27 protein-coding genes are annotated in these 26,584 nt (G+C 71.2%); 24 read left to right on the forward strand and 3 right to left on the reverse strand.

The features are described 5' to 3' along the window. Positions 1-44: 44 nt before the first annotated feature. Positions 45-905: a 3'-5' exonuclease family protein gene (locus ACYVHU_RS16120; RefSeq protein WP_498948913.1), complete on the reverse strand. Its 861-nt coding sequence runs from the start codon at positions 903-905 to the stop codon at positions 45-47. 201 nt (positions 906-1,106) lie between these two features. On the opposite strand from ACYVHU_RS16120, the gene ACYVHU_RS16125 reads away from it, so the two are divergent. Both ACYVHU_RS16125 and ACYVHU_RS16130 read left to right on the forward strand, forming a co-directional pair. Next, on the forward strand, positions 1,107-1,325 hold the full coding sequence (locus ACYVHU_RS16125) for a hypothetical protein (RefSeq protein WP_078763140.1): 219 nt from the start codon (positions 1,107-1,109) through the stop codon (positions 1,323-1,325). 146 nt (positions 1,326-1,471) lie between these two features. Further along, the gene (locus tag ACYVHU_RS16130) at positions 1,472-1,843 is read left to right on the forward strand and encodes a hypothetical protein (RefSeq protein WP_078763141.1); all 372 of its coding nucleotides are present in this window, start codon (positions 1,472-1,474) and stop codon (positions 1,841-1,843) included. 5 nt (positions 1,844-1,848) lie between these two features. On the opposite strand, the gene ACYVHU_RS16135 is transcribed toward ACYVHU_RS16130, so the two are convergent. Beyond that, a complete protein-coding gene (locus ACYVHU_RS16135; RefSeq protein WP_498948914.1) occupies positions 1,849-2,409 on the reverse strand; it encodes a hypothetical protein in 561 nt (186 codons plus the stop codon). Between the two features lie 694 nt (positions 2,410-3,103). Here ACYVHU_RS16135 and ACYVHU_RS16140 point away from each other — a divergent pair. Both ACYVHU_RS16140 and ACYVHU_RS16145 read left to right on the forward strand, forming a co-directional pair. Further along, a complete protein-coding gene (locus ACYVHU_RS16140; RefSeq protein ID WP_235001105.1) occupies positions 3,104-3,697 on the forward strand; it encodes a hypothetical protein in 594 nt (197 codons plus the stop codon). Between the two features lie 169 nt (positions 3,698-3,866). After that, positions 3,867-4,463, forward strand: a complete 597-nt coding sequence (locus ACYVHU_RS16145; protein ID WP_498948915.1) for an RNA polymerase sigma factor — start codon at positions 3,867-3,869, stop codon at positions 4,461-4,463. Between the two features lie 71 nt (positions 4,464-4,534). Here ACYVHU_RS16145 and ACYVHU_RS16150 read toward each other — a convergent pair whose 3' ends face one another. Next, entirely contained in the window at positions 4,535-5,053 is a 519-nt protein-coding gene (locus ACYVHU_RS16150; protein ID WP_078763144.1) for an inorganic diphosphatase, read from the reverse strand. Positions 5,054-5,137: 84 nt separating this feature from the next. On the opposite strand from ACYVHU_RS16150, the gene dacB reads away from it, so the two are divergent. The 20 genes from dacB to ACYVHU_RS16250 all read left to right on the forward strand — a co-directional run bounded on the left by dacB (position 5,138) and on the right by ACYVHU_RS16250 (position 26,549). Next, positions 5,138-6,502 (forward strand): D-alanyl-D-alanine carboxypeptidase/D-alanyl-D-alanine-endopeptidase, encoded by a 1,365-nt coding sequence (gene dacB / locus ACYVHU_RS16155; protein ID WP_498948916.1) that lies wholly within the window; start codon positions 5,138-5,140, stop codon positions 6,500-6,502. 94 nt (positions 6,503-6,596) lie between these two features. Next, entirely contained in the window at positions 6,597-7,709 is a 1,113-nt protein-coding gene (locus ACYVHU_RS16160; RefSeq protein ID WP_498948917.1) for a zinc-dependent metalloprotease, read from the forward strand. A 75-nt stretch (positions 7,710-7,784) separates the two neighbouring features. Then, the gene (gene tilS, locus ACYVHU_RS16165) at positions 7,785-8,756 is read left to right on the forward strand and encodes a tRNA lysidine(34) synthetase (protein ID WP_498948918.1); all 972 of its coding nucleotides are present in this window, start codon (positions 7,785-7,787) and stop codon (positions 8,754-8,756) included. A 104-nt stretch (positions 8,757-8,860) separates the two neighbouring features. Then, entirely contained in the window at positions 8,861-9,415 is a 555-nt protein-coding gene (gene hpt / locus ACYVHU_RS16170) for a hypoxanthine phosphoribosyltransferase (RefSeq protein ID WP_078763148.1), read from the forward strand. Positions 9,416-9,777: 362 nt separating this feature from the next. Next, positions 9,778-11,808, forward strand: a complete 2,031-nt coding sequence (gene ftsH / locus ACYVHU_RS16175) for an ATP-dependent metallopeptidase FtsH/Yme1/Tma family protein (protein WP_498948919.1) — start codon at positions 9,778-9,780, stop codon at positions 11,806-11,808. Further along, complete coding sequence (folE, locus tag ACYVHU_RS16180; RefSeq protein ID WP_498948921.1) at positions 11,805-12,422, forward strand: GTP cyclohydrolase I; 618 nt, start codon at positions 11,805-11,807, stop codon at positions 12,420-12,422. Before ftsH ends, folE begins: the two co-directional genes overlap by 4 nt. A 105-nt stretch (positions 12,423-12,527) precedes the next feature. After that, entirely contained in the window at positions 12,528-13,436 is a 909-nt protein-coding gene (folP, locus tag ACYVHU_RS16185; protein ID WP_078763150.1) for a dihydropteroate synthase, read from the forward strand. Beyond that, complete coding sequence (locus ACYVHU_RS16190; protein WP_078763151.1) at positions 13,433-13,876, forward strand: nuclear transport factor 2 family protein; 444 nt, start codon at positions 13,433-13,435, stop codon at positions 13,874-13,876. Before folP ends, ACYVHU_RS16190 begins: the two co-directional genes overlap by 4 nt. Before the next feature lies 1 nt (position 13,877). Further along, positions 13,878-14,255 carry a dihydroneopterin aldolase gene (gene folB / locus ACYVHU_RS16195; RefSeq protein ID WP_078763152.1) on the forward strand — a complete coding sequence of 126 codons (378 nt, stop codon included), beginning with the start codon at positions 13,878-13,880 and terminating at the stop codon, positions 14,253-14,255. Continuing rightward, entirely contained in the window at positions 14,252-14,773 is a 522-nt protein-coding gene (gene folK / locus ACYVHU_RS16200) for a 2-amino-4-hydroxy-6-hydroxymethyldihydropteridine diphosphokinase (protein WP_078763153.1), read from the forward strand. Before folB ends, folK begins: the two co-directional genes overlap by 4 nt. Continuing rightward, on the forward strand, positions 14,774-15,277 hold the full coding sequence (locus ACYVHU_RS16205) for a DUF3180 domain-containing protein (RefSeq protein ID WP_078763154.1): 504 nt from the start codon (positions 14,774-14,776) through the stop codon (positions 15,275-15,277). It begins immediately after the preceding gene. 91 nt (positions 15,278-15,368) lie between these two features. After that, positions 15,369-15,947: a PH domain-containing protein gene (locus ACYVHU_RS16210; RefSeq protein ID WP_498948924.1), complete on the forward strand. Its 579-nt coding sequence runs from the start codon at positions 15,369-15,371 to the stop codon at positions 15,945-15,947. 882 nt (positions 15,948-16,829) lie between these two features. Next, the gene (locus ACYVHU_RS16215) at positions 16,830-18,107 is read left to right on the forward strand and encodes a PH domain-containing protein (RefSeq protein WP_498948925.1); all 1,278 of its coding nucleotides are present in this window, start codon (positions 16,830-16,832) and stop codon (positions 18,105-18,107) included. Between the two features lie 273 nt (positions 18,108-18,380). Continuing rightward, a complete protein-coding gene (locus tag ACYVHU_RS16220; protein ID WP_498948926.1) occupies positions 18,381-18,635 on the forward strand; it encodes a chaplin family protein in 255 nt (84 codons plus the stop codon). Between the two features lie 167 nt (positions 18,636-18,802). Then, complete coding sequence (locus ACYVHU_RS16225) at positions 18,803-19,696, forward strand: Rossmann-like and DUF2520 domain-containing protein (protein WP_498948927.1); 894 nt, start codon at positions 18,803-18,805, stop codon at positions 19,694-19,696. Between the two features lie 32 nt (positions 19,697-19,728). Beyond that, positions 19,729-20,601 (forward strand): pantoate--beta-alanine ligase, encoded by an 873-nt coding sequence (gene panC, locus ACYVHU_RS16230; protein WP_078763158.1) that lies wholly within the window; start codon positions 19,729-19,731, stop codon positions 20,599-20,601. Between the two features lie 34 nt (positions 20,602-20,635). After that, entirely contained in the window at positions 20,636-23,200 is a 2,565-nt protein-coding gene (locus ACYVHU_RS16235) for an L-aspartate oxidase (RefSeq protein WP_078763159.1), read from the forward strand. A gap of 29 nt (positions 23,201-23,229) precedes the next feature. Next, positions 23,230-24,012 (forward strand): type III pantothenate kinase, encoded by a 783-nt coding sequence (locus ACYVHU_RS16240; protein WP_498948928.1) that lies wholly within the window; start codon positions 23,230-23,232, stop codon positions 24,010-24,012. A gap of 76 nt (positions 24,013-24,088) precedes the next feature. After that, a complete protein-coding gene (gene lysX / locus ACYVHU_RS16245; RefSeq protein WP_078763161.1) occupies positions 24,089-25,585 on the forward strand; it encodes a bifunctional lysylphosphatidylglycerol synthetase/lysine--tRNA ligase LysX in 1,497 nt (498 codons plus the stop codon). 649 nt (positions 25,586-26,234) lie between these two features. Further along, a complete protein-coding gene (locus ACYVHU_RS16250; RefSeq protein WP_078763162.1) occupies positions 26,235-26,549 on the forward strand; it encodes a LuxR C-terminal-related transcriptional regulator in 315 nt (104 codons plus the stop codon). The last annotated feature ends 35 nt before the right edge of the window (positions 26,550-26,584 follow it).

The following is a 26,584-nucleotide window of genomic DNA, read 5'->3' on the forward strand; positions in this document are numbered from 1 at the left end:
GTCATCCGTCGAGCTGGCGGCGTGGACAAAACGGTCACCTTACGTTATCCGCCTTCGATGGGGAAAGGGACGGGCCACTCCCTGCGGCCGACGTCGCCCTGGGGCCCGTCTCTTCTCCCGCGCCGTTTCCGCGCGTAGGCGGAGGCCCACTCCACCTGCCGTTCGTGCAGCTCCTCCAGGGAGTCGGAGGCGATCTCCGGATAGCGGGCGCCGAGTTCGCGCGCCAGCTCCAGACATGCTGTGGCGTCGCCGTTCGCGGTGTGCGCGCCGGCCACCTCGAACCCGTAGAAGGCGCACATCGCGCCGAGGGTGCGCGGGCCCCCGCGGTGCGGGTCGAGGCCGCGGTCGATCACGAGCGGGTCGATGACGGGGGAAGGAGGGCGTCCCACCCGTTCCGTGAGGGATTTCATACCCCGTCGGGCGAGTTCCGCGTCGAGGACGGTCAGGTCGAACGGTGCGTTGAAGACGACCAGTCCGCGCCCCGCGGCCAGGTGCGCGGAGAGGGCCTCGGCGATCTCGTCGAGGGCCTGCTCGGCGGGGATTCCCTCGGCCCGGGCGCGCTCGGTGGTGATGCCGTGGACCGCCACGGCCGCCGGGGGGATCTCCCGCTCGCCGGGGTCCACCAGCCAGCTCCGCTGTTCGCCCCGGGTGTCGACCAGCGCGGCGGAGACGAGGAAGGCCGAGCGCGGATCGCGGCCGGAGGTCTCGCAGTCGTAGCCGGCCAGGAGCGAGGTGTGCCAGCCGGGATGGTCGCCGCGCGGCGGTGGAGGCGCGGCGGGCGCGGCGGCGGGGGCGTGTTCGGCGCAGTGGACGTACCAGCGTCCATCGCCCCGGGTCGCGGTACCGGCTCCGGCCGCCACCTTGACGCCACAGGTCCGGCAGGCTCCGGGATAACGGTTGCGCATGCGGTTCCCCCTCTTCGCGGCCACCGCAATGGTAAGCGGCGAGGGGCGGTGGACGTGGGCCTTCGGCGCACACGTACATACTCCCCGGACATGGGGTAGGACCCACACGGGTACACAACCGTGGCGCGGAGGTCCTCCCCCCTGACGCAGGGGACGGGCCCTCCTGCGGTACGCGGCGGGACAGCGGAGAAGGAGACGGCCATGAGTCTTGACGAGGCGGCGCGCCAGCTCGAAGCGGCGATCCACGACGCGCGGGTGTCGTTCGACTGCATCGCCCTGGAGGAGCTGGAGCGGGCCCACACCAACGCCATCACCGCGCGCGCCGCGGTGGACGCGGCGGAGAACGCGATCCGGGTCGAGCTGGAGCGACGCAAGGACGAGGACGCGAAGGGGAGCGCGCCCGAGGGGCGGATCGGCTGAGCCGTGCCGACGGGGCCGGCCGTGGCCGTCAGGGCCCCGGGACGCCCGGATTCTGATCGTCCGGCCCGCCCCTCTCGGGCCCGGAGGGAGACGCGCCATGTGGACGGTTCGAACCCGTGTTCGAATGCACGGGTTATGCTGTCCCCATGGCCGACCAGCAGTTGTCCCCGGATTGGCCGGCGGGCGTGCACCCGCCCGGAGCCGAGACGTTCGAGCAGACCGCGGTCGTCTGGCTGTTCGACCAGGTTCCCGCGGATTACCGGTTGCACGGCGTGCTGCGGCGCCATCCCGTCGCGCTGGCCCGATTGGTCCGTCACCACGTCGCCGGATGCCTGGAGGGGGCCCGCCAGGGGTATCGCACGTTACGCCTGGACCTGCGCGACTACCTGCCGCCGCACGCCCTCGACCAGGTCATGAACGCCTATCTCGAGGAGGGGAGGCGCGCGGCCGCCACGCTGCGCGCCGTCGACCTCGTGGACGAGGCGCTGCGTGGGGCGGCCACGCGACCGGAGGAGTGATGGGCTCAGCCGCTCACCCGCACCACGACGGCGGTCTCGGTGCCGGTGTTGACGAGCTGGTGCCCCTCCGTGGTGCTCAACACCCGGATCCGGCCGTCGCCGAGCCGCTGCACCGCCAGCATCCGGCCGTCCTTGGAGGTGGCCACGGTGTGCGCCCGGCCGTGGACCAGGTGGAGCACCTCGGCCGCGGCCGAACGGTCGCGCGCGGCGGGCAGCGAGACGAACTGGTCGGGGTCCAGGGCCACGATCGCGACTCGCATCCGCCCGTCGGCCCGCCGCCGGACGGTGCGCGGGGCCGGCTGCCAGACGCCGCGGCGCCGTGGCCACAGGCTCGGCCGCGACAGCGCTTCGGCGGCGCCGCGCGCGGCGGCGGACAGCCGTCCGACCGTGGGGGAGGGCCGGGTGTCCAGGTGGGCGTAGCCGCTGCGGTGGCCCGCCATCGAGATGTCGCCGATCCCGGCGAGCGAGGCGGACAGGTCAGTGGCCGTGGGGGCCGGGGCCAGGGCGGTGGCCGAACGGGCGGGAACGGACTGGGGGCGCGTGTGGCCGGAGACGTCGTAGGACATCGAAAGGGACCTTCGTGGTGAGGGCGCGCGAGCGGCGCGTGCACGGGCTGAAGCCGAGAAGAGGTCAGGCGTCGGTCCGGACGCACCGGTGCGCGTATCGCACGGGGGACCGGGAAAGAGACGACCGTGAGGATCGGTCACGCGCGGTAGCCCCCCGTCCGGGGAGGGCGCGTGACGGCAGAGAGCGCGGTCAGCGGCTACACGAAGGAAGCGGACACAACGCGCTGGCCACACGGCGGAAGGCCACGGGGGCCTTGCGTGCCATGACCGGCCGGACCGGAGAGGTGCGCGAGTGCATGTTTGTAAGCAGACCAACCGGGGGAGTCGATGTCAAGCGGTTCCCCGGGAGCGGTGTGTCGCCTGTATCACCCCTCCGGTCGGTGGTGTCCGGGTGAGGACGTCCGGTTCGCCCGGTCCAGAATCATTGATGCGGACAGGCCGGTTTTTCGGCGAACAGATTGCGATTCCGATGCATTCGGTGATGGCATAAAGGACTGCCGAAGGCCCGGCCCCTCTGAGGCGAGCCCTGAGCGGGGACGCCGGTGACGGGGAGGCCCGACAGGCGGGGAGGGACACGGATCCCCATCAGCCGTTGAACGTGGTGTGCCGGAGGTGTCAGGTGGGGGAGGGCGAGCCGGGCTCCGTCGAAAGGTCGGGGGAACGGACCTCTGGGTCCGACTCGGCGGCGGCGTGGTTGACGCTCCTGGGAGCCCGCGCGCTCGTCGTCCTCGCCGCCGGGGTCATGGCCGGCGGGTTCCTCGGCTGGCGGGCCGGTCTGCTGGTGGCGACCCTGGTCGCCCTCACCTACGTGCTGCTCGCCACGGTGGCGCCCCGTCTGCGGGCGCCCTATGGGCGTGGCCGGCTGCTGCGCGGTCTCCAGCGCCGCGGTTACCACGTCATCCCGGGCGGCATGGCGCGCCATCTCGCGGTCGGTCCCGGGGGCGTCTACCTGTTGGAGACGCGCGTCTGGCGGCACGCCCTGTCCCGGGGCGAAGGCAATTGGTGGATCGGCGCCGAACCGGCCGAGCGCGCCGTGGAGCGCATCGCCGCCCACGCGGCCCGGATCGAACGGCTGCTGGGACTCCCCGACATGTGGGCCGGCGTTTCAGTGGTGCCGCTCATCACGGTGGCCGGCCCGTTGCCCGAGCCGGTGATGCGCTCGGGGACGGTGGTCGTGGCCCGTCCGCGCGCCGCGGTACGCCACATTCTGGGCCGTCCGCGGGTGCTCGACGAAGAGGAGGTCGAAGCGATCGCGAGGGGGGCGAGCGAACGGTCCCCGGAGCTGTGACGACGCGGCTCTCCGAGGATTACGAATTATTTTCATAATCCTCCGGATCCTTCCGAGAATCTGCGGATGGGACGTGAAACAGCGCCGATCCCATGATTTGCAGCATTAACGATGTTTTATCGTTGAAAACAGTGTCCTTGGCGCCCGGATAACCGTAGATTTCATGATCATGAGGGACCGGGAACTGGTCAGCGCCCTGCGTTCAGGGGACGTCTCCGCCGCGCGGGCCTGCGGACTGCTCTTCGACGCACACGGTGCGCAGCTGTACCGGCGCTGTCGGTCGATGTTGGGAGACCACGGGGCGGCGGTCACCGCGCTCAGGGACACCTTCGTCGTGGCGCGCGCCCATATCGACCAGTTGGGCGATCCGCGCCGGCTCGCGGAATGGCTCTCCGCCATCGCCGACACCGAATGCGAACGCCTGAGGGCCGCGGTCGAGGCCGCCGACACCCCCCGATGGGAGGAGGATCAGACCGTCTTTCCGGTCGCGTCGCTGCGTGTCCGCGTGCTCACCGGGGCCACCGCCCCCGAGCTCGCGGCCTACCACGCGCGTGTCGCCCGGCGCGCCGACCGCTTCGACCGGGCGGGTTTTCCGCTCCCGCCCCGCTGCCAGCGCCCGGTTCCTCCCAGTTCCTACCTGATTCCCGGCCTCATCATCGTGGCCTGCGCGTTGGCGCTGACCGCGCTGGTCGTCATCGAGATGGCCGGACTCTCCTCACAGCCCCTCACGGCCTGGATGACCCGGCCGCCCCACACCGCGGGATGACGACGAGACCGGGGAGGTCCGGAGCCGGTGCGTGATGGCCCGCACCGCCCCCGGACGTCCCCGCGACACCGCTAGTCGATCTTGATGTGCGTGGTGTCGCCGTGCACACCGGCCTCCTCGGCACGCTTGATCGACGCCTTGATCTCCTCCTCGGCGTCGTGCCGGCCCACCCAGGTGGCGCCTTCGACCGACTTGCCCGGCTCCAGGTCCTTGTAGACCGTGAAGAAGTGCTGGATCTCCAGCCGCTCGAACTCGTTGACGTGGTGAATATCACGCAGGTGTTCCATGCGGGGGTCGGTGGACGGCACGCACAGCACCTTGTCGTCCCCGCCCGCCTCGTCGCGCATCCGGAACATGCCGATGGCGCGGCAACGGATCAGGCAACCGGGGAAGGTGGGGTGCTTGAGGAGCACCAGAGCGTCGAGCGGATCGCCGTCGTCACCCAGCGTCCCCTCGATGAACCCGTAGTCAGCGGGGTAGCTGGTCGAGGTGAACAGCATCCGATCCAGGCGGATCCGGCCTGTCTCGTGGTCCATCTCATACTTGTTTCGCTCACCCTTGGGGATCTCGATCGTTACGTCGAATTCCATGCTGTTCTCGGCTTCCCTTGCGACTAGTGTCGCTACGTCGGTTGTCAGGTTCTCGCGATTGCCAAAGGAAGGCAGGTACCGGGGGTGCGGCACGATCGAGCCCAGGCTCTCCTCACCTTGGCCCTGCTCAACATATTCGTCCTGGTCACAGGCGTGGTCGCCTGGGACGTGACCGGGTCACGGCCACCGGAGACCATGCCTTACCCTGTCGCGCACGCCGAACAGGCGCCCGCCGCGGCGGAGTCGGACGCCCCCCCGGTCGATCCGGCACGGCTCGCGGACAAGCTCGATGATCCCATGTCGGCTTCCGGGCTCACCGAGGGGCTCTCGGCCTACGTCGCCGACGCGGTCACCGGTGAGCGGCTGTACGCCCTGGAAGAGGACGAGGGCGCGACCCCGGCCTCCACGACCAAGATCGTCACCTCCGTCGCCGTCCTGCACGAACTCGGCCCCGACGAGCGGATCACCACGAGTGTCGTGCGCGGACCCGCGACCGACGACATCATCCTGGTCGGCGGGGGCGATCCGACCCTCACCGAGGTCGTCCGCGCGGGCACCTATCCACGCCTGCCCACGATGCAGGAACTGGCGGAGGAGACCGCGGCGGCCCTCAAGGCCGATGGCATCACCTCCGTCCGGCTGGGCTACGACGACTCCCTCTACCCCGGCTCGGCCCTCGCCCCGGGCTGGAAGCAGGGCTACATCGACGAGGGCAGCACCGCGGCGGTCCACGCGCTCATGCTCGACGGTGGGCGTGTCCACCGCGAGGAGTCCTACAGCGAACGGGTCTCCGACCCGCCGTTGGCCGCGGCCGAGGCGTTCGCGCGGCAGCTCCGGCGGTTCGGCGTCGACGTCGAGGGCAGGCCGGCCGAGGAGCGGGCTCCCGACCAGGCGGAGGAACTCGCCTCCGTCGACTCGGCCCCGATCTCCGCGCTCGTCGAGATGATGATGCTGCGCAGCGACAACAACATCGCCGAGGCGCTGGCCCGCCAGGTCGCGATCGCCCGTGGCGAGGAGCCGTCCTTCGCCGGGGCCGCCACGGCCACCCACGCGGTGCTGGAGGAACTGGGCGTACCGGGCGTGCACGTCGAGGACGGCAGCGGGCTGTCGGTCAAGAACCGCATCACCCCCCGGGCGCTCGTGGACCTGCTCCTCCTGTCCTCCGACCCGCAACGGCCCGACCTGCACTACGTGCTCAGCGGCCTGCCCACCGCCAATTTCAGCGGCACGCTCTCCGACCGCTACTCCGAGTACAGCGGCGCGGAGGCCGGCGCCGGCCTGGTGCGGGCCAAGACGGGCACGCTCAACGGTGTCAGCACGCTGGCCGGCCTGGCCCACGACGCCGATGGCCGGCTGCTGGTGTTCGCCTTCATGGCCAACGACCCCGCGGCCACGGGCGGCGCGCTCGACACGTTGGCGGCGACGCTCGCGGAGTGCGGCTGCTCGTGACGGCGGGCGCGGCCCCTGCGGGGAGCCCCTGAGGAAACCCCGAGATTCCGGTGGAAACCAATGGGGAAACGGACCAGTGGGTACTGTGAAAATCGTGAGTTTCATCGACTGGGACGTAGCCGTCAATACCGGTGTCCGCCTTGTGCGGCCCGGTCCGCAGGTCGAACTCGACGAGGCCCGCGCGGCCGTGCTGCAGCTCCGCGAGCTGTCGGTCACGGCACAGCGCCACGTGCGCGAGTTCACCGATATGCACAGCCTCGAACCCGCAGGCCCGGCGGTCATCGTCGACCGTCCCGGTTGGATCAGGGCCAACGTCGACGGGTTCCGCGTCGTGCTCGAACCCATCCTGGAACGTCTGGCCGCCACCCGGCCCGGAGCCGCCGGCGGCTCCCTGGCCACCGCCGTGGGATCCCGGGTCACCGGTGTGCAGCTCGGCGCCGTGCTGTCCTACCTGGCCGGCCGGGTCCTCGGCCAGTACGAACTGTTCCTGCCGCCCGACCCCGAGGGGAACGCCCCCACCGGCCGGCTGACGCTGGTCGCCCCCAACATCGTGCAGGCCGAACGCGAGCTCGACGTCGATCCTCGCGATTTCCGCATGTGGGTGTGCCTGCACGAGGAGACCCACCGCACCCAGTTCACCTCCACCCCCTGGTTGCGGGACTACGTGCAAGAGAGCATGCGCGACTTCCTGCTCGCCTCCGACCTCGACGCCTCGGCGTTCCTCGACCGGCTGCGCGCCGCGGGCGAGGCGGTGGCCGAGGTGGTGCGCGGTGGTGAGGCCAACCTCATCGACGCCTTCCAGACGCCGGAACAGAGCGAGATCCTCGACCGCGTCACCGCGGTGATGACCCTGGCGGAGGGACACGGCGACTACGTCATGGACGCGGTCGGTCCCGAGGTGGTGCCCAGTGTCGCCGAGATCCGCAGGCGGTTCCAGCGCCGCCGCGAGGGTGTCGGCACCGTCGACCGGATCATCCGCCAGCTCCTCGGCCTCGACCTGAAGATGAAGCAGTACGAGGAGGGCGCGGCCTTCGTCCGCGCGGTCGTCGCCCGGGTGGGGATGGCCGACTTCAACCGGGTGTGGGAGTCCCCCGAGACGCTGCCCACCCTCCAGGAGATCCGCGCCCCCGAGACCTGGATCAGCCGCGTGCTCCAGCCCGCCGCACCCCTGCCGCCCGCCGAGCCCGACACCGACCCCGCCCCCTGATCACCGCCACGGCCATGCCCGGCGTCCGGACCGGGCGGCCCCTTCCGGCGCCGACCGGATCTCTTCGAGGAGACGATGACCGGACCTCCACCCGCCGTCGCGGCGGTGCGCGTCGCGGTGCGCCGCGCCCTCGCCGACCTGGAGGCCGGCGACCTGGTCCTGGTCGCCTGTAGCGGGGGGCCCGACTCCCTCGCGCTCGCCGCGGCGACCGCGTTCGTCGCGCCGCGCGCCGGGTTGCGCGCGGGCGGCGTCACCGTCGACCACGGGCTGCAACCGGGCTCGGCCGAGCGCGCCGCGCAGGTCGCGGCCACGCTCCGCGGCCTCGGCCTGGACCCGGTCGAGGACGTCGCGGTGACCGTGGCCGCGCGGGGCGGGCCCGAAGGGGCCGCGCGTACCGCTCGTTACGCCGCCCTGGAGACCGCGGCCGACCGCCACCGCGCGGCGGCGGTCCTGCTCGGCCACACCCGCGACGACCAGGCCGAGACCGTGCTGCTGCGTCTGGCCCGGGGGTCGGGGGCCCGGTCGCTGGCCGGCATGGCCCCGAGCTCCGGTCGCTACCTGCGCCCCCTGCTGGAGCTGGACCGCGCCACGGTGCACACCGCGGCGACCGAGATGGGGTTCGATCCGTGGATCGACCCGCACAACAGCGATCCCTCCTACGCCCGGTCGCGGGTCCGCCACGACGCGCTGCCCGCGCTGGAGCGGACCCTGGGGCCCGGGATCGCCGCCGCGCTCGCGCGCACCGCGTCGCTGTTGCGCGACGACGCCGACGCGCTCGACTCCTGGGCCGAACAGGCGGCCCGCGACGCCGAGGCGCCGGGGGAAGGGCTCGACGTGAAGGTCCTGGCCGACCTGCCACGCGCGATCCGTACCCGGGTGCTGCGCCGAGCGGCGATAGCGGCCGGCTGCCCGGCCGGCGCGCTCACCGCGGGCCACGTCGCCGGACTGGAACGCCTGGTGACGCGCTGGCGGGGACAGGCCCACGTCGATCTGCCGGGCGGGGTGGCGGGGCGGCGCGTCGAGGGCCGGATCCGGTTCCACGGGTGAACCACGTGGGGCGTGAGCGGGTCCTCCACCTGGACAGCGGTTTAGGCCCTTTATCCTGGTTGGCGTTCCAGCAACCGCGAGCTGAGCAGCGAGGATACTGAAGCGTGGACGCGAAAGACATGGGCGACGGCCTTGAGAAGGTCCTGGTCACCGAAGAGCAGATCAAGGCCAGGAACGCAGAGCTGGCCGCCGAGATCGACGCCGACTACGCCGGTAAGGACCTGCTGCTCGTCGGCGTCCTCAAAGGCGCCGTCATGGTGATGGCCGACCTGGCCCGCGAACTGCACCACCCCTGTGAGATGGACTGGATGGCCGTCTCCTCCTACGGGGCGGGCACGACCTCCTCCGGCGTGGTGCGCATCCTCAAGGACCTCGACACCGACATCAAGGACCGCAACGTCCTGATCGTCGAGGACGTCATCGACTCCGGGCTGACCCTGTCGTGGCTCGTGGGCAACCTGAAGTCCCGTGGCCCGGCCTCGGTCGAGATCTGCACGATGGTGCGCAAGCCGCTGGCCTTCGACGTCGACCTCGACGTCAAGTACATCGGGTTCGACCTGCCGAACGAGTTCATCGTCGGCTATGGGCTGGACTACGCCGAGAAGTACCGCAACCTGCCGTTCATCGGCACGTTGGCGCCGCACATGTACCAGGGCTGACTCCCTGACGTGGGCGGGTGCGCCCCCGCACAGCCGTGAGCGGGCCGCGTCACCCCACCCGCCGGGAACAACCGGGCCGTCCGTGAGCGTTGGTCTCTTGACGGATTACCACGACGGACGGCCCGCGCGTACATGCGACGGCCCGTTGCAGGGGTGTACCGTCGGTTATCCCGGCATCATTGTAGGGAGCACATGTCCGATAGGTCCCGCTTCCGGTGGCCATGAAGAGGCCCTTCGGTGGGGCGGTGGAGTTCCGGCGCCGATGCGAGCGCCGGTCCGCCTGTTCTTCCGGTCGGTCCCTCCACGGCTCCCGGGGCAGACCGCCTGGTCAGGAGGGACGGACCCAGCGGGGTTCCGCATAGATGAATCTCAAGCGTTTGTACCGTGGGCCGTGGCTCTGGCTTCTGGCCATCGCCCTCATGATCATTGTCGTATTCAACTTCTCGGGCGTGGGGGGCTCGTCCGCACCCGTCAAGGTCGACACGTCCAGGGTCTTCTCCCTGATCCAGCAGGACCAGGTCAGAGACGCCCAGATCGTCGACAAGGAACAGCGGATCGAGCTGACGACCACCGACGGTGAGGTCTACGAGGCGTACTGGGTCGACGGCCAGGGCCAGGAGCTCGCCCAGCAGCTTCAGGCCAACCTCGAGGACGGCAACCTCAAGGGCTACGACGTCGACGTCCCGCAGGACAGCGTCCTCGTCTCGCTCCTGTTCAGCTTCCTGCCGATGATCATCATCATCGCCATCTTCCTGTTCATCATGAACCAGATGCAGGGCGGCGGCTCCAGGGTGATGAACTTCGGCAAGTCCAAGGCCAAGCTGATCACCAAGGACACGCCGAAGAGCACGTTCGCCGACGTGGCCGGTGCCGACGAGGCCATCGAGGAGCTTCAGGAGATCAAGGAGTTCCTCCAGAACTCGGCCAAGTTCCAGTCCATGGGCGCCAAGATCCCCAAGGGCGTGCTCCTGTACGGCCCGCCGGGCACCGGTAAGACCCTGCTGGCCCGCGCCGTCGCGGGCGAGGCCGGTGTGCCCTTCTACTCGATCTCGGGTTCCGACTTCGTCGAGATGTTCGTCGGCGTCGGTGCCTCGCGGGTGCGCGACCTGTTCGAGCAGGCCAAGGCGAACGCCCCGGCGATCATCTTCATCGACGAGATCGACGCCGTGGGCCGCCACCGTGGTGCCGGTCTCGGCGGTGGGCACGACGAGCGCGAGCAGACGCTCAACCAGATGCTCGTCGAGATGGACGGCTTCGACGTCAAGGGCGGCGTCATCCTGATCGCCGCGACCAACCGGCCCGACATCCTCGACCCCGCCCTGCTGCGTCCGGGCCGTTTCGACCGGCAGATCGTCGTGGACCGCCCCGACCTGGAGGGGCGCAAGGGGATCCTGCGCGTCCACGCCAAGGGCAAGCCCATCGACCCCGCGGTCGACATGGACGTCATCGCCCGGCGGACCCCCGGTTTCACCGGCGCCGACCTGGCCAACGTCATCAACGAGGCCGCTCTGCTCACCGCGCGCGCGGGACGCAACCAGATCGACATGGCGACCCTCGAAGAGGCCATCGACCGCGTCATGGCCGGACCCGAGCGCAAGACGCGGGTCATGTCGGACGCCGAGAAGAAGATCATCGCCTACCACGAGGGCGGCCACGCCCTGGTGGCGCACGCGCTGCCCAACGCCGACCCCGTGCACAAGGTGACGATCCTGCCGCGTGGCCGGGCACTGGGGTACACCATGACCCTGCCCATGGAGGACAAGTTCCTCACCACGCGCTCGGAGATGATGGACCAGCTCGCCATGATGCTCGGTGGGCGCACCGCCGAGGAGCTCGTCTTCCACGAGCCCACGACCGGCGCCGCCAACGACATCGACAAGGCGACCACGCTGGCCCGCAACATGGTCACCGAATACGGCATGAGCGAGCGGTTGGGGGCGCGCAAGTTCGGGGACGGCAACACCGAGCCGTTCCTGGGCCGCGAGATGTCGCACTCCCGCGACTACTCCGAGGAGATCGCCTCCATCATCGACGAGGAGGTGCGCCGCCTCATCGAGTCCGCGCACGACGAGGCCTGGGAGATCCTGGTCGAGTACCGCGAGGTCCTGGACAACCTGGTGCTGGGGCTCTTGGACAAGGAGACCCTGTCCAAGGAGGAGGTCCTGGAGATCTTCGCCCCGGTCACCAAGCGTCCCTCGCGAGGCTCCTACAAGGGCTATGGCAAGCGTCTGCCGTCGGACAAGCCTCCGGTGCTGACGCCCAAGGAGCTCGCCCTCATGGGACCCAAGGACGTCGAGGGACTGACCGGCGGGGGCAACGGGCGTTCCTCCTGGACAGGGGGGTCGGGCGGCGCCGATGCCGAGCCCGCCCCGGAACAGGGTGAGGAGCCGTGACGGACTCCGTCGAAGACGACCTGACCCTGGGGCACCCGATCTCGACCGAGGTCGACCAGCCCCGGATCGAGAAGGCGATCCGCGAGATCCTGCTGGCGATCGGCGAGGACCCCGACCGGGACGGGCTGCGCGACACCCCCGCCCGGGTGGCGCGCGCCTACGCCGAGCAGTTCGCCGGGCTCGGGCAGGGCCCCGAGGACGTGCTCACCACGGTGTTCGAGGCCGGTCACGAGGAGATGGTCCTGGTCAAGGACATCGAGCTGTACTCCACCTGCGAGCACCACCTCGTCCCCTTCTACGGGGTGGCGCACGTGGGGTACATCCCCAACGCCAAGGGGCAGATCACCGGGCTGTCCAAGCTGGCCCGGCTGGTCGACGTCTACGCCCGGCGGCCACAGGTCCAGGAGCGGCTCACCACCCAGGTCGCCGACGCGGTCATGACCCACCTGGAGCCCCGTGGGGTCATCGTGGTGGTCGAGGCCGAACACCTGTGCATGACGATGCGCGGGGTGCGCAAGCCCGGTGCCAAGACGGTCACCTCGGCGGTGCGAGGGGACTTCCGCAACCGCGATCGCACCCGGGCCGAGGCGATGAGCCTGATCCTGCGCGACTAGCCCCGGACGTCTACCGACGCGCCCGGTTCCCCCAGGGGGCCGGGCGCGCTGCTTGCCTGGGAAGCCTGGTCACACTGACTTGTAGGAAACCATAAAGTGGCTGCTATGGCGTCGATGATGAAACTTCCCGGCCTACCCGACCTCGGCCGCTGTCTGGTCATGGGGGTTGTCAACGTCACCCCGGACTCGTTCTCCGACGGCGGTGACTGGTTCGACCACGGACGCGCGATCGAGCACGGTCTGCGGCTGGTGGACGAGGGCGCCGACATCATCGATGTCGGCGGCGAGTCCACCCGGCCCGGGGCCCAGCGGGTCTCCCGCGACGAGGAGCTGCGCCGGATCGGCCCGGTGGTGCGCGAACTCGTCCGTCAGGGGGTTCCGGTCAGCATCGACACCATGCGCGCCGAAGTCGCCGAACACGCCGTCGAGGCGGGGGCGGCGCTGGTCAACGACGTCAGCGGGGGCCTCGCCGACCCGGCGATGGCCCGTCTCGTCGCCAAATCCGGTGTCGCCTATGTAGTGATGCACTGGCGTGGGCATAGTCACGACATGCAGAACCGCGCGGTTTACACCGATGTCGTCCACGAGGTCCATGAGGAGCTGCGGCAACGGATGGAGGCGATGATCGCCGAAGGGGTCGACCCGGGGCAGATCGTCCTCGATCCCGGTCTCGGCTTCTCCAAGAGACCCGACCGCGGCCACAATTGGGCCCTGCTGGCCGAGATGGACCGATTCCACGAGCTGGGCCGGCCGCTGCTCATCGCGGGCTCCCGCAAGCGCTTCCTCGGCCGGCTGCTCGCCGACGCCGACGGCCGGGACCGCCCCTTCACCGAGTGCGACGCCGCCACCGCGGCGTTGTCCACCCTGGCCGCGGCCAACGGCGCCTGGTGCGTCCGCGTCCACGACGTGGCCCCCACCGCCGACGCCGTGCGGGTCGCGGCCGCCTGGAGCAGCGGGGGAGCCGCGCTCGACGAGGGACGGGCCGACCCCGTCGGTGGTCGGAGCCGCCGGTGAGCCCGCGCCAGCACGAGATCGCGGAGCGTGTGGCCGAGGCCAACGCCGAGTTCTACCAGGCCATCGAGACCGGTGACATCGACCTGATGCGCCGAGTGTGGGCCGAGGAGGACCAGGCTCCGGACCTGGTCTGCGTCAACCCGGGGTGGCCCCTTCTGCGCGGGCGCGCCGAGATCCTGCGCGCCTGGTCGCTGATCATGGCGAACGTGCCCTACATCCAGTACGTGCTCACCGAGACCCACATCGGGGTCAACGGCGACATCGCCATGGTCACCTGCGGTGAGAACGTCCTCACCGCCGAGGACGACAGCCCCGGCTTCGTGGCGGGCGGTCAGGTGGTCACCACCAACCTCTTCATCCGGACCGCGCAGGGGTGGCGGTTGTGGTCCCACCACGCCTCCCCGGTCCTGCTCGAAGAGGACGACGAGGACGAGGAGTGACGTGGGGCAGGAGACACCGCTCGACCGGATCTCACTGCGGGGTCTGCGCGCCCGGGGCTTTCACGGAGTGTTCGAGCACGAGCGCCGCGAGGGGCAGGAGTTCGTCGTCGACGTGGTCCTGGGGGTCGACAGCCGCGCCGCGGCGCGCACCGACGACCTGTCCCGTACCGTCCATTACGGTCTGCTCGCCACGGCCCTGGTCGAGGTGATCGAGGGGGAACCGGTGAACCTCATCGAGACGCTGGCCCAACGGCTCGCCGACACGTGCCTGGCGCGGCCGGGGGTCCACGAGGTGGAGGTCACGCTGCACAAGCCCCAGGCGCCCATCCCCCACCAGTTCGACGACGTGGCCGTCACCATCCATCGGAGGCGTCAATGACAGGACCGGACAGGACGGTCAGGACCGTTCTGGCGCTGGGCAGCAACCTCGGCGATCGCATGGCGATGCTCCAGGGGGCGGTCGACGCGCTGTTCGAGCCTCCGGGGCTCACCCTCGTCGCGGTCTCCCCGGTCTATGAGACCGCTCCCGTGGGCGGCCCCGACCAGGGGCCCTACCTCAACGCCGTCGTCGTCGCCGACACGGTGTTCGGCCCCGAGCTCCTGTTGGAGCGGACGCAGGGCGCCGAAGAGGCGTTCGAGCGGGTGCGGGACGTGCGCTGGGGTCCCCGCACGCTCGACGTCGACATCATCACCTACGGCGACCTCACCAGCGACGATCCCCGACTCCAGCTGCCCCACCCCCGGGCCCATGAGCGCGCGTTCGTGCTGCGCCCCTGGTTCGACGTGGCCCCTGATGCGGTCCTGCCCGGACGGGGAGCCGTTCGCGACCTGCTCGCGGGGGTCGGCGACCAGGAGCTGAGCCGGCGGGACGATCTCGTGCTCAGGGTGTCGGCCTAGATGCGCGAGGACGACTACCTCCCCCCGCGGCGGGGGAACATGCGCCCGACCTCCTGGCGGCTGCTCGTGGGGATCGCCCTCGTCGGCGGGGTGGTCGCCTACCTGGTCGTCGAGTTCGCCTACGGCTCCCTGCCCCTGTTGCCCTGGACCGCCATCCCCACGTTGTCGTTGCTCGCCATCGGGGAGCTGGTCACCGGGGTCCAGACGCGCCGGCGCATCCGCCGGGTCCCCGGGACCGAACCGGTCGAACCGCTCAGCGCGGCCCGGTTGGTGGCCCTGGCCAAGGCCAGCGCGTTGTTCGGGGCGCTCGTGGTGGGCGTCTTCGGCGGTGTCGCGCTGGCCCTGACGGACATGCTCGACATCCCCTCGCCCCGGACGGACGCGATCACGGCCGCGGGAACGGCGTTGGCCGGTGGGGCGCTCATGGGGGCCGCGTTGTTCCTGGAGTACGCCTGCCGGGTCCCGGGGGGCGGGGACGAATCCGATCGGCCCCGCGGGGCGTGACACGAGAGCCGACAACGGGATTGATTTCTATGCTTTCCCGCCGTTTTCGGTGGTGTCGCACGCTCTATCGCCTTCAGGATGATTGACTGGAATGGTGGAGATCTCCGCATCGCAGCCGCCCTCCGAGGCCACCGGCGGGTCCACCGGGACGCCCGCCGGTCCGGACGTGCCCTCCCCCATGGAGACGGCGTTCGCCCCTCCACGGGGAACGACCTGGAACCGGGTCGATCCCGTCCTGACCTGGTACCGGCGGCTGCTCATCCTCGCGGCCACGATCCCCTCCGCCGCCGTCGTGGGCCTGTGCGCGGGCCTGTGGGCGGGATGGGGATGGTCCGTGCCGCTGGTCGCGCTCGTCCTGGCCGCCGGCGCGCTGGGCTGGGTGACCGCGCCGCGGGTCCACGCCTCCTGGGGGTACGCGGAGGGACCGACCGATTTCCACCTGACCCACGGTGTCCTCGTCCGTCAGCTCATCGTGATCCCCTACGGACGGATGCAGGTCGTCGACGTCACCGCGAACCTGCTGGAACAGGCGCTGGGGATCGCCACGGTGCGAGTGCGCACCGCGGCCACCACGACCGACGCGCGTGTCCCGGGACTGCGCCTGGAGGCCGCCGCGCAACTGCGCGACCGGTTGGCGGCGCGCAGCGAGACGTTCTCCACGGGGTTGTGACACGTGAACGGACCTGACGAGACCTCCTCCCCGGAGGGACCCGACTCCGGCCATCTCCGTGGCCGGAGGGGGCTCCGCCGGGCCGAGGACACCGCGCCGGGGCAGCGCTCCCCCTCCAACAGCGGGGGATGGTTCGGATGGCGCCGTTCCGCCGCCCGCGAGGCTTCCGGCCCGCCGGAACCGCATCCCGCCCCACGCGGGGAATCCGGCTCCGGGCTGCGCGAGGTGACCGCGCCGAACGACGCGGTTCCCCTTGAGGATCCCCAATCCCCGCCGATCGCGCGTTGGACCTTCGGGGACCTGCGCCGCGCGGCGCGGCGCACCCCGCACACGGCGGCCGGCCCCGAGGCATCGGGCTCCGCGGAACCGTTCGGACCGGGCCGCGACGGGCCGTCCGACCGGCCGGCGTCCGCCCCGCTGAGGGGGACACCCGATCGGAACGCCGGTCCGCTCCCGGACGGAGCCCACCCGTGGGAGGGGAGCCCCGGGAAGGGACCCGGACGCGGCACCACTCCCCTGTGGGGGACGCCCGCGGCCGGCCCCATGACCCGGGGGTCGGGCGAGGACGAGGGGCCCTCCCGCGCGCCGTCCGACCCGCCACGGGGCCGTCCGCGCTTCGCGCCCGCGCCCCCGCCCTCCGGCCCGCCGACCGGATTCGTGCCGCCGGGGGGACCCTGGCCCGCGGTGCAGCCCCCGCGCCCGCCGGGTCCTCCGCCCGTGCCGCCGATGCCCGGGGGGCACGTGCCGCAAGGGCACCTGCCACCTCCCGCACCGGCCGGACCGGTGCGCTTCCTGCCCCCGACCGGGCCGGGATCGCCGCCCCCGCACCCGCCGGGGGCGACCGTCCCGCGCCCTTCCGCGCGGCCGGCCCCCGAACCCGACGTGACGACGGGAACGCACCGGTTGCACTGGGCGACGATCCCGTTCCAGGCGCTCGTCTTCGTCCTGGTCTTCCTCGCCGTGCCCGGGGTGGTGCTGGTCGAGTTCGGCTGGGGATTCGTGCTGATGCTGTCGCTGACGGTGGCCTTCGGTGCCGCGGCCTACGCGCTCGCGGCCTGGTGGAACGTCACCTTCGGACTGCGAGACGACCATCTGGTCGTCCACACCGGGGTGTTCAGGCGTCTGTCCCGCGAGATCCCGCTGAGCAGGCTCCAGGCGGTCGATGTGGTGCGTCCGCTCCTGATGCAGGTCATGGGGCTGGCAGAGCTGCGCGTGGAGCTCGCGGGAGGCGACAGCAGCGAGATCAGGCTGCGCTACCTCGGCCGTGGTACCGCGGAGCGGCTGCGGGCGGTCCTGCTTGCCCACGCCGCCGGGCTGTCCGGCCGGACGCCCGAGGCGCCGGAGTGGCCGTTCTACAAACTGCCCTTCGGGCTGCTCCTCGGCGCGTTGGCGTTCCGCCTCCCGGTACTGGGGGCGTTCGTGCTGCTCCTGCTCCTGCTCGTGACCGGGCTGGCGTTCGGCGAGCTCGGGGTGCTCGGGGGAGCGGTCCCCCTGCTGCTGGGGTTGATGCGCGGCTTCCTCGGTCCGCTGTTGCGCTACACGGACTTCTACGCCTCGTTGTCGCCCGATGGTCTGCGGCTGCGCTACGGGGTCTTCCAGGCGCGGATGCAGACGGTCCCGCCGGGGCGGGTCCAGGCCGTGCGCATCGTCGAACCGCTGCTGTGGCGCTCGCTGGGCGTGGTCCGGGTCGAGGCGAACGTGGCCGGTTATGTGGGGGAGCGGCAGATGGACTCCTCGACGTTGCTGCCCGTTGTTCCCCGGCGTCTGGCGTTCGCCCTGGTGAACGAGGTGTTTCCGGGGACGGACCTGGCCGGGGCGGTGCTGCACCCGGCGAAGCCGGGTGGGCTGCCCGGGGCGGCTCTGGGCGTGGACGACCGTGTCTTCGTCACCCGTAGCGGACTGCTGTGCCGGGTCATCGACGTCGTTCCGCACGCCAGGACCCAGGTGCTGCGGATGACCGTGGGGCCCGTGGAGCGCCTGCGGGGCACCGCCACGGTCGAGGCCGACACCCCGCCGGGGCCGGTGCGCGCCCGGGCGACCGGACGCGACGTCGCCGAGGCCCGGCGGGTGATCGACGGGGTGGCCCGGAGGGCCCACACCGCTCGCTCCACCACGGCGGGGCCCGAAAGGTGGGCCACGCGTGGGGACCTTTTCGGATAGGGACGGCGCGCCACCGCTCCCGGATCGAGTCATCCGCTTGTGATGTCCATCACCATATGAGGATCCTTCGAGGAAATTCATGCGGCAAGTATGGACATGTCCGGTCACTCTGGGCGTGGACTTGGTCGCACAAAGTGATCGAATTCTTGAAAAGGGTCCCGCGAGTCTCCCGGATATGGCTAGATGGTCAACGAACACGCAACGTGTTCGAAGTGACGCTTACTGTCAACGAATCGGCCGGAGCCCCCGTTCCGGCCTGATGAGGAGATTGCTGTGCTGAAGAAGACCTTCGCCGCCGGTGCCATCGCCGCTGCCGCCGCGGGCGTGCTCTTCGCTGCTGCCCCCGCCTCCGCCGACGAGGTCGAGACCTCTGGTGCGGGTGGTGTCCTCAGCGGCAACCAGCTCGTTGTCGACGCCAACGTCCCGGTGAACGTTTGCGGCGTCTCCGTCGCGGTCCTGGGCATCTCCAGCGCCGAGTGCGAGGAGTCCGGCGCGGTCGTGGTCGAGAAGGACATCGACAAGGACTAGTCCACCGTCTCCTCCACCGACGAGGACGAGGACAGCCGGCGCCGGCCCGTCATGGGCCGGCGCCGTTCTCGTTTCCCTCCGGTCCAACCCGTCGTCCACGCTGATCAGCCCCGGCAGTAGGCTGTGGCCACGACGTCCGGTACCCCGAGTGGACTGGAACGAGGAACATGGATCCGACGGAAGAGACACGACAGCGGCCCGCCCGCCTGGCCATCGGCGTCATCGGCGCGGGCAGGGTCGGGTCGGTCCTGGGGGCCGCCCTCCGCCGCGCCGGCCACGAGGTCGTCGCGGTCTCCGCGGTCTCCGACGCCTCCCGTGACCGGGCCGCCGAGCGGCTGCCCGGTGCCAGGGTGTGCGAACCCGCCGACGTGGTGTCGGCGGCGGATCTGGTACTGCTCACCGTGCCCGATGACGTGCTCGACCCGCTCGTCCGTGGGTTGGTCGGGACCGGTACGCGGGTCGAGGGCAAGCTCGTCGCGCACGCCAGTGGCCGGTACGGCTACGGAGTGCTGGCCCCTCTCACCGAGGCGGGCGCGCTACCGCTCGCGCTGCACCCCGTGATGACCTTCACCGGGCGGCCCGAGGACATCGACCGGTTGGCGAACTGTTCCTTCGGGGTGACCGCCCCGGAGCCGCTCCGGCCCATCGCCGAGGCGCTCGTCGTCGAGATGGGCGCCGAACCGGTGTGGATCGCCGAGGAACGGCGCGCGCTGTACCACGCGGCGCTCGCCGGTGGGGCCAACCACCTCGTCACGCTCGTCGCCGAGAGCGCGGCCCTGCTGGGGGAGGCGGGCGTGGACCAGCCCGCCCGGATGCTGGGTCCCCTCCTCGGCGCCGCCCTGGACAACGCGCTGCGGCTGGGGGTCGGTGGGCTCAGCGGCCCGGTCGTGCGAGGTGACGCGGGGACGGTGGCGGAGCACATCGCCGAGCTGCGCGCCCACTCGCCCGAGAGCGCGGCGGCCTACGTGGCGCTCGCCCGGCTCACCGCGGATCGCGCGCTCGCCGCGGGCCTGCTCAAACCGCAGGACGCCGAACGGCTGCTGGACGTCCTCCAGACATAGATCTCCCACCCTGAACGACCGGAGGCCAGAGCATGACCGAAACGACGCCCTCCACGCCGAAGGCCCCCACCGTGGTCCGCACCCCCGAGGAACTGGCCCGTCTGCGCGCCTCGATGGGACGTGTGGCGCTGGTACCGACGATGGGGGCGCTGCACCAGGGACACCGCAGCCTCATGTCGGCCGCTCGCGGCCACGCCGACACCGTCGTGGTCAGCATCTTCGTCAACCCGCTCCAGTTCGGCCCCAACGAGGACTACGACCGCTACCCCCGCACCCTCGACGCCGATCTCCGGGTGTGCGCCGAGGAGGGGGTGGACGTGGTGTTCGCGCCGGGGGTCGAGGTGATGTATCCCGGCGAGCAGATCGTGACGGTCGACGCCGGGAAGATGGGCCGGGTGCTGGAGGGGGAGTTCCGTCCCGGCTTCTTCGAGGGGGTCCTGACGGTCGTCGCCAAACTGTTCAACCTGGTCCGCCCGGATGTCGCGGTCTTCGGACAGAAGGACGCCCAGCAGGTCGCGGTCGTGCGCCGGATGGTGCGTGACCTGTGCCTGCCGGTGACCGTGGTGGCCGCGCCGACCGTGCGCGACGGCGACGGGCTGGCCACCTCCAGCCGCAACGTCTACCTCTCGGCGGCGGAGCGGGACAGCGCCCTTGCGCTGTCCCGGGCGCTGCTGGCCGGGGCGGACGCCTCGTCGGGGGGACCCGAGGCGATCCTCGCCGCTGCGCGCAAGGTGCTCGACGCGGCTGCGGGAGCGGTCCCGCCGGTGCTCGTCGATTATCTGGCCCTGGTCGATCCCGCGACGTTCACCGATGTCCGGCCAGGTCACCGGGGGTCGGCCGTGCTCGCGGTGGCCGCGTGGGTGGGCGAGACGAGGCTCATTGATAACGTGCCGCTGACGCTGTAATTCGCCTCATATCGCCCAGATTTGGGAGCAATCGGTGAACACGCCCGACACTGCACTACCGTCCCGGCTCCGCGCGCCAGAGCCCGGATGGGCCATCGAGACCGACCTGGTGATCGTCGGTTCGGGCATCGCCGGCCTGAGCACCGCGCTGCGCTACGTCGGCGCGCACCCCACGGGACGGGTCGTGCTCGTCACCAAGGACGTGCTGTCCAACGGCTCCACCCGCTGGGCCCAGGGCGGGATCGCGGCGGTGGTCGACCCCTCCGACGCCCCGCTGGCGCACATGGTCGACACCGTCGTGGCCGGCCGTGAGCTGTGCTCGGCCGCGGCGGTCCGCGCCCTCGTCACCGAAGGCCCCGACGCGCTGAGGTGGCTCATCGGCGTCGGCACCGCGTTCGACCGGACCTCGGCCGGTGAACTGGCGTTGACCCGGGAGGGCGGCCACCGGGCCGACCGGATCGCCCACGCGGGAGGCGACGCGACCGGGGCGGAGATCGAACGGGCGCTGATCGACGCCGTACAGGCCCAACCGCGCATCGAGGTGATCGAGCACGCCTTCGTGCCCGAGCTGATCCTCGAGGAGGACGGCGAGGCGGGCACCGCGGTCCGCGGCGTCACCGTCCACGTCATGGGCGAGGGAGAGCGCGACGGCGTGGGCGCCGTCCGCTCCGCCGCCGTCGTCCTCGCCACCGGGGGCATCGGCCAGGTCTTCGCCGCCACCACCAACCCCGCGGTCTCCACCGGCGACGGGGTGGCCCTGGGACTGCGCGCCGGAGCCGAGGTCCAGGACCTGGAGTTCGTCCAGTTCCACCCCACCGTGCTGTGGCTCGGCGCCGAGGCCCGCGGTCAGCAGCCGCTGATCTCCGAGGCCGTGCGCGGTGAGGGCGCGTTCCTCGTGGACGCCGAGGGCCGCAGATTCATGCGGGGGCGTCACGAGCTCGCGGACCTGGCCCCACGGGACGTCGTCGCCCGCGGCATCGCCGAGGCGATGGCGCGTACCGGCGCCGACCACGTCTTCCTCGACGCCCGGCACTTCGGCGCCGACAAGTGGGAGCGCCGCTTCCCCACGATCCTGGCGTCGTGCCGCGAGCACGGTATCGACCCGGTGACCGAGCTGATCCCGGTCGCCCCAGCCGCCCACTACGCCTCGGGCGGGTTGCGCACGGACCTGGACGGCCGGACGAGCGTGGCCGGGCTCTACGCCGTGGGCGAGGTCGCCTGCACGGGGGTGCACGGGGCGAACCGGCTCGCGTCCAACTCCCTGCTGGAAAGCGTCGTGTTCGCCCGACGGGTCGCCGGCCACATCGCCGCGACGACGGGAGGCACGGTGGAGGGGGCGACGGGAGCGCCGTCACGCCGGGCCGGCCTGGTGGAACCCGCTCTCGTTCCGGCGATCCGCGCCGTCATGTCCCGCCACGTCGGCGTCGTCCGGGACGCGCGCGGCCTGGAACAGGCGCTGGCCGAGCTCCGCGCGTTCGCCGTCGACCCGCGCAACACCACCGCGGAACCGGGGATCGCGGCCTGGGAGGCCACCAACCTGCTCACCGTGGCCACCGTGCTGACCGAGGCCGCGCTGTACCGCGCCCGTCACCTCGCGGAGGCGGACGGGGGCGCGGGGTCCTCCCGCGACCGCCGCAACGTCCGGATCCGGCTGGGCGGCGGGGCCGCCGCGCACCGGGACGCGGGCGCGCCCCTCCCCGCGGGGCTGACCGCCGAGCTCGACGCCCTCACCTCCGTCATGCCCGGTGGCGGGGGCGCCGCCGGTCTCGTTCGGCTCGTGGCCGGCGCACTGACCGAGGACCTGCCCGCGCCGGGGTCGGTGGACGTCACCACGGCCGCCACCATCCCCGCCGCCCAGATCAGCACCGCCGACGTGGTCGCGCGCGCCAACGGCGTGGTCGCCGGGCTCCCACTGGCCGAGCTGGTATTCCATATGGTCAGCGAGGGGATCGTCGAGATCGAACGCCGTGCCGCCGACGGCGACCCGGTGGCCCGGGGCGACGTCCTCATGACGGTCAGCGCGCGCACCCGTGACCTGCTCACCGCCGAGCGGACCGCGCTCAACCTCCTCACCCACCTGTCCGGCGTCGCCACCGCGACCCGCTCCTGGGTGGACGCGGTGGCCGGCACCGGGGCGCGGATCCGTGACAGCCGCAAGACCCTGCCGGGCCTGCGCGTCCTGGAGAAGTACGCGGTGCGCTGCGGCGGGGGCACCAACCATCGCTACGGACTGGCCGACGCCGCGCTGATCAAGGACAATCACGTTGTCGCGGCCGGTGGGGTCGCCGAAGCGGTCAGGGCCGTCCGGACGGCCTTCCCCAATGTCCCGCTGGAGGTCGAGGTGGACCGTCTCGACCAGATCGAGCCGGCGCTGAAGGCGGGGGCCGAGGAGATCCTGCTCGACAACTTCACCGTCGAGGCGCTGCGCGAGGCCGTCGCGCTGGTCGCCGGCCGGGCCCGGCTGGAGTCCAGCGGTGGGCTCACCCTCGACGTCGCGGCCGATGTCGCGGCGACCGGGGTGGACTATCTTGCGGTTGGCGCGCTGACCCATTCCAGTCCGGCACTGGACATCGCGCTGGATCTCAGGGAAACGCCCTGACCCAACGACGGACGGGGGATGGGGAAACGATGCTGTTGGCGATCGACGTCGGGAACTCCCACACGGTGCTCGGGCTGTTCGACGGCGAGGAACTGATGGAGCAGTGGCGCGTCGCGACCGAGCCGCGCCGTACGGCCGACGAGTGGGCGGTGGTCCTCCAGGGCCTCATCGGCGCGGCCACGCTGGTGGAGCGCACCGACGTCGACGGGATCGCCATGTGCTGCACGGTCCCCTCGGTCCAGCACGAGATGCGGGAGATGTTCCGCCGGCACTTCGGCGACGTGCAGGCGGTCATCGTCGAGCCGGGGGTCAAGACCGGGGTCCCCATCCGCATGGACAGCCCCCGGGAGGTGGGAAGCGACCGGATCGTCAACGCTCTGGCGGCGGCGCACTCCTACGGGGGTCCATGCCTGGTCGTGGACTTCGGCACCGCGACCACCTTCGACGCGGTCAGCGAGAAGGGCGAGTACGTCGGCGGGGCGATCGCGCCGGGCATCGACATCTCGGTCGAGGCGCTGTCGCGCCGCGGCGCGCAACTGCACATGGTCGAGATCGTGAAACCGCGCGCGGTCATCGCGAAGAACACGACCGAGGCGCTGCGGTCCGGGATCGTCTACGGGTTCGCCGGGCAGGTGGACGGCATCGTCGACCGTATGGCGCAGGAGCTCGCCGACGACGCCGACTCCGTGACCGTCGTGGCCACGGGCGGGCTCGCCCCGCTCGTCGTGGACGAGTGCGAGACGGTGGACGTGCACGAGCCCTGGCTGACCCTGATCGGCCTGCGCCTGATCTACGAGCGCAACGTGGGCTGAACCCGCCGTCCCGTGGGAGCGGACCGGGGCGCTGAAGGACACCGGGGCACGTGGTAGGGCGGATAGGATCGTCCCTGTGAGTGACGTGCTGGACGATTCCTACGACGACCTGCCCGAGCAGATGCGGGTCCGCCGCGAGAAGCTGGACCGCCTGCGGGAGAACGGGGTGGACCCCTATCCGGTCTCCTACCCCCGCACCACCTCCATCGCCGCGATCCGTGAGAAACACGGCGGGCTCGGGCCGGACACGGTCACGGGGGAGCGCGTCGGGATCGCCGGCCGGGTCATGCTGTACCGCACCGGGGGCAAGCTCTGCTTCGCCACCATCCGCGACGGTTCCGGTGACATCCAGATCATGCTGGCGCTGGACAAGCTCGGAGCCGACTCCCTGGCCGCCTGGAAGAGCGACATCGACCTGGGCGACCACGTCGGTGTCGAGGGCGAGGTCATCACGTCCAAGCGTGGCGAGCTGTCGGTCATGGTCGACTCCTGGCGGCTCACGGCCAAGTGCCTGCGTCCGCTGCCGGAGAAGCACAAGGGGCTCACCGACCCCGAGGCCCGGGTCCGGCAGCGCTATGTCGACCTGATCGTCAACCCCGAGGCGCGCGACATGGTGCGCCGTCGCGCCGACGCCATCCGCGCGCTGCGCGAGGGGCTGCACGGTCGCGGCTACGTCGAGGTCGAGACCCCGATGCTCCAGCAGGTGCACGGCGGGGCGACGGCGCGGCCGTTCACCACCCACATCAACGCCTACGACCTCGACCTCTACCTGCGCATCGCCCCGGAGCTGTACCTCAAGCGCCTGGTGGTGGGCGGTGTCGAGCGGGTCTTCGAGATCAACCGGAACTTCCGCAACGAGGGCGCCGACTCCACGCACAACCCCGAGTTCACGATGCTGGAGTTCTACCAGGCCTACGCCGACTACAACGTGATGGCCGACGTCACGCGCGAGCTCATCCAGGAGGCCGCGGTCGGCGCGTTCGGCAGCACCGTGGTGCGCCGTGGCGACCAGGAGATCGACCTCGGCGGCGAGTGGCCGTCGGTGACGCTTTATGGGGCGGTCTCCGAGGCGCTGGGCGAGGAGGTCACGCCGCGCACCCCCGTCGAGTCCCTGCGCAAGCTGGCCGACGCCCGGGAGATCGAGTGGAACCCGGCCTGGGGTCCGGGCAAGCTGGTCGAGCACCTGTTCGAGGAGCTCGTCGAGCACACCCTGATCCAGCCGACCTTCGTCCGCGACTACCCGTTGGAGACCAGCCCGCTGACCCGCCAGCACCGCGAGGATCCGCTCCTCACGGAGAAGTGGGACCTGATCGGGTTCGGTATGGAGATGGGCACCGGCTACTCCGAGCTGGTCGACCCGGTGGAGCAGCGCCGCCGTCTCACCGAGCAGTCCCTGCTGGCGGCGGGGGGCGACCCCGAGGCGATGCAGCTCGACGAGGACTTCCTGCGCGCGCTGGAGTACGCGATGCCTCCCTCGGGCGGTGTCGGGATGGGGATCGACCGTCTGCTGATGGCGTTCACGGGCAAGAACATCAGGGAAACGGTTCTGTTCCCGCTCGTGAAGCCGAACTGACCTTCCGGGGGGCGGTCGCGTGCCGGCGCGGCCGCCCCCGTCCATTACCCGCTGTGGTCCTGGCCACGTTTTGTCGCTGGCCAGCGGCGGCCAATATGGAAACCGCTGGCCAATGGGTCTGTCCCGACAGTCACTTTGAGAATACTCTTTGAATCCCCGGCGCACTGTTTACCGCTGTTGGGACGAAGAATATTTTCGCAGGTCAGCCCGCGTGTCGTAGGTTCTCTCGATGACCTGCCGTGACCCGGAAGAACCGTTTAGTCGCCCTGTGTAACCAAAAGGACCTTGACGCTCGCTGCTCATCCGCTTAGCGTTTCGAAGCGAGCGGAGAATTCCGCGTGTCTGTCGTAGCGGATCCAATAGACGGTGAGCAGGGATGGCTGACATCGGCTTCGGCGGTTTCCAGCATCCCTTGCCGGGCGCGCCCGCGCACGACCTGTCCGTCCCAGGTCGTCGTGATCGGCTCCCCGGGTCCTCGCCGCGCCGGCGCACCCGTTTCTGTGCCAGGGAAACGAGAGTGCCGGTGGCGGGCTGTGGACGCGGGCCGGTTGTCGAGCGTGTCCGTCGGGAGGTCTCGGCCTCGGCTTGTCCGGGGTCCCTGCGGCGACGAGTTGTTGTTCCGCACTCACCACGGATGAGGGAGGACGGAGTGGAACAGGCCACACTCGTACGTCACGTCGCCAAGGAGCCGAGCGTCTCGCAGCTTCGGGAGGGGATCGTCACCCCGCCCGCGCCGCGCGAGCCCGGTATCACCCCGGCCGGGAGTCAGCTTCCGGGACTGAGCGAGGACGAGATCCAGCTCTTGGCCGAGATCGCCACCGGAGTCACCACCGACGTCGCCGCCCGCCGGCTCGAACTGAGCGCTCGCACCCTGCGGCGCCGTCTGCGCTCGATCTGCGACCGTCTAGGGGTCAACACGCCGATCGAGGCCGTCGTGTGGGCGGCTCGTCGCCAACTCATCTGAGCAGCCCGGGCCTGATCGTCCCAGGACCGGCCGGC

It is taken from the genome of Marinactinospora endophytica, from assembly GCF_054780875.1.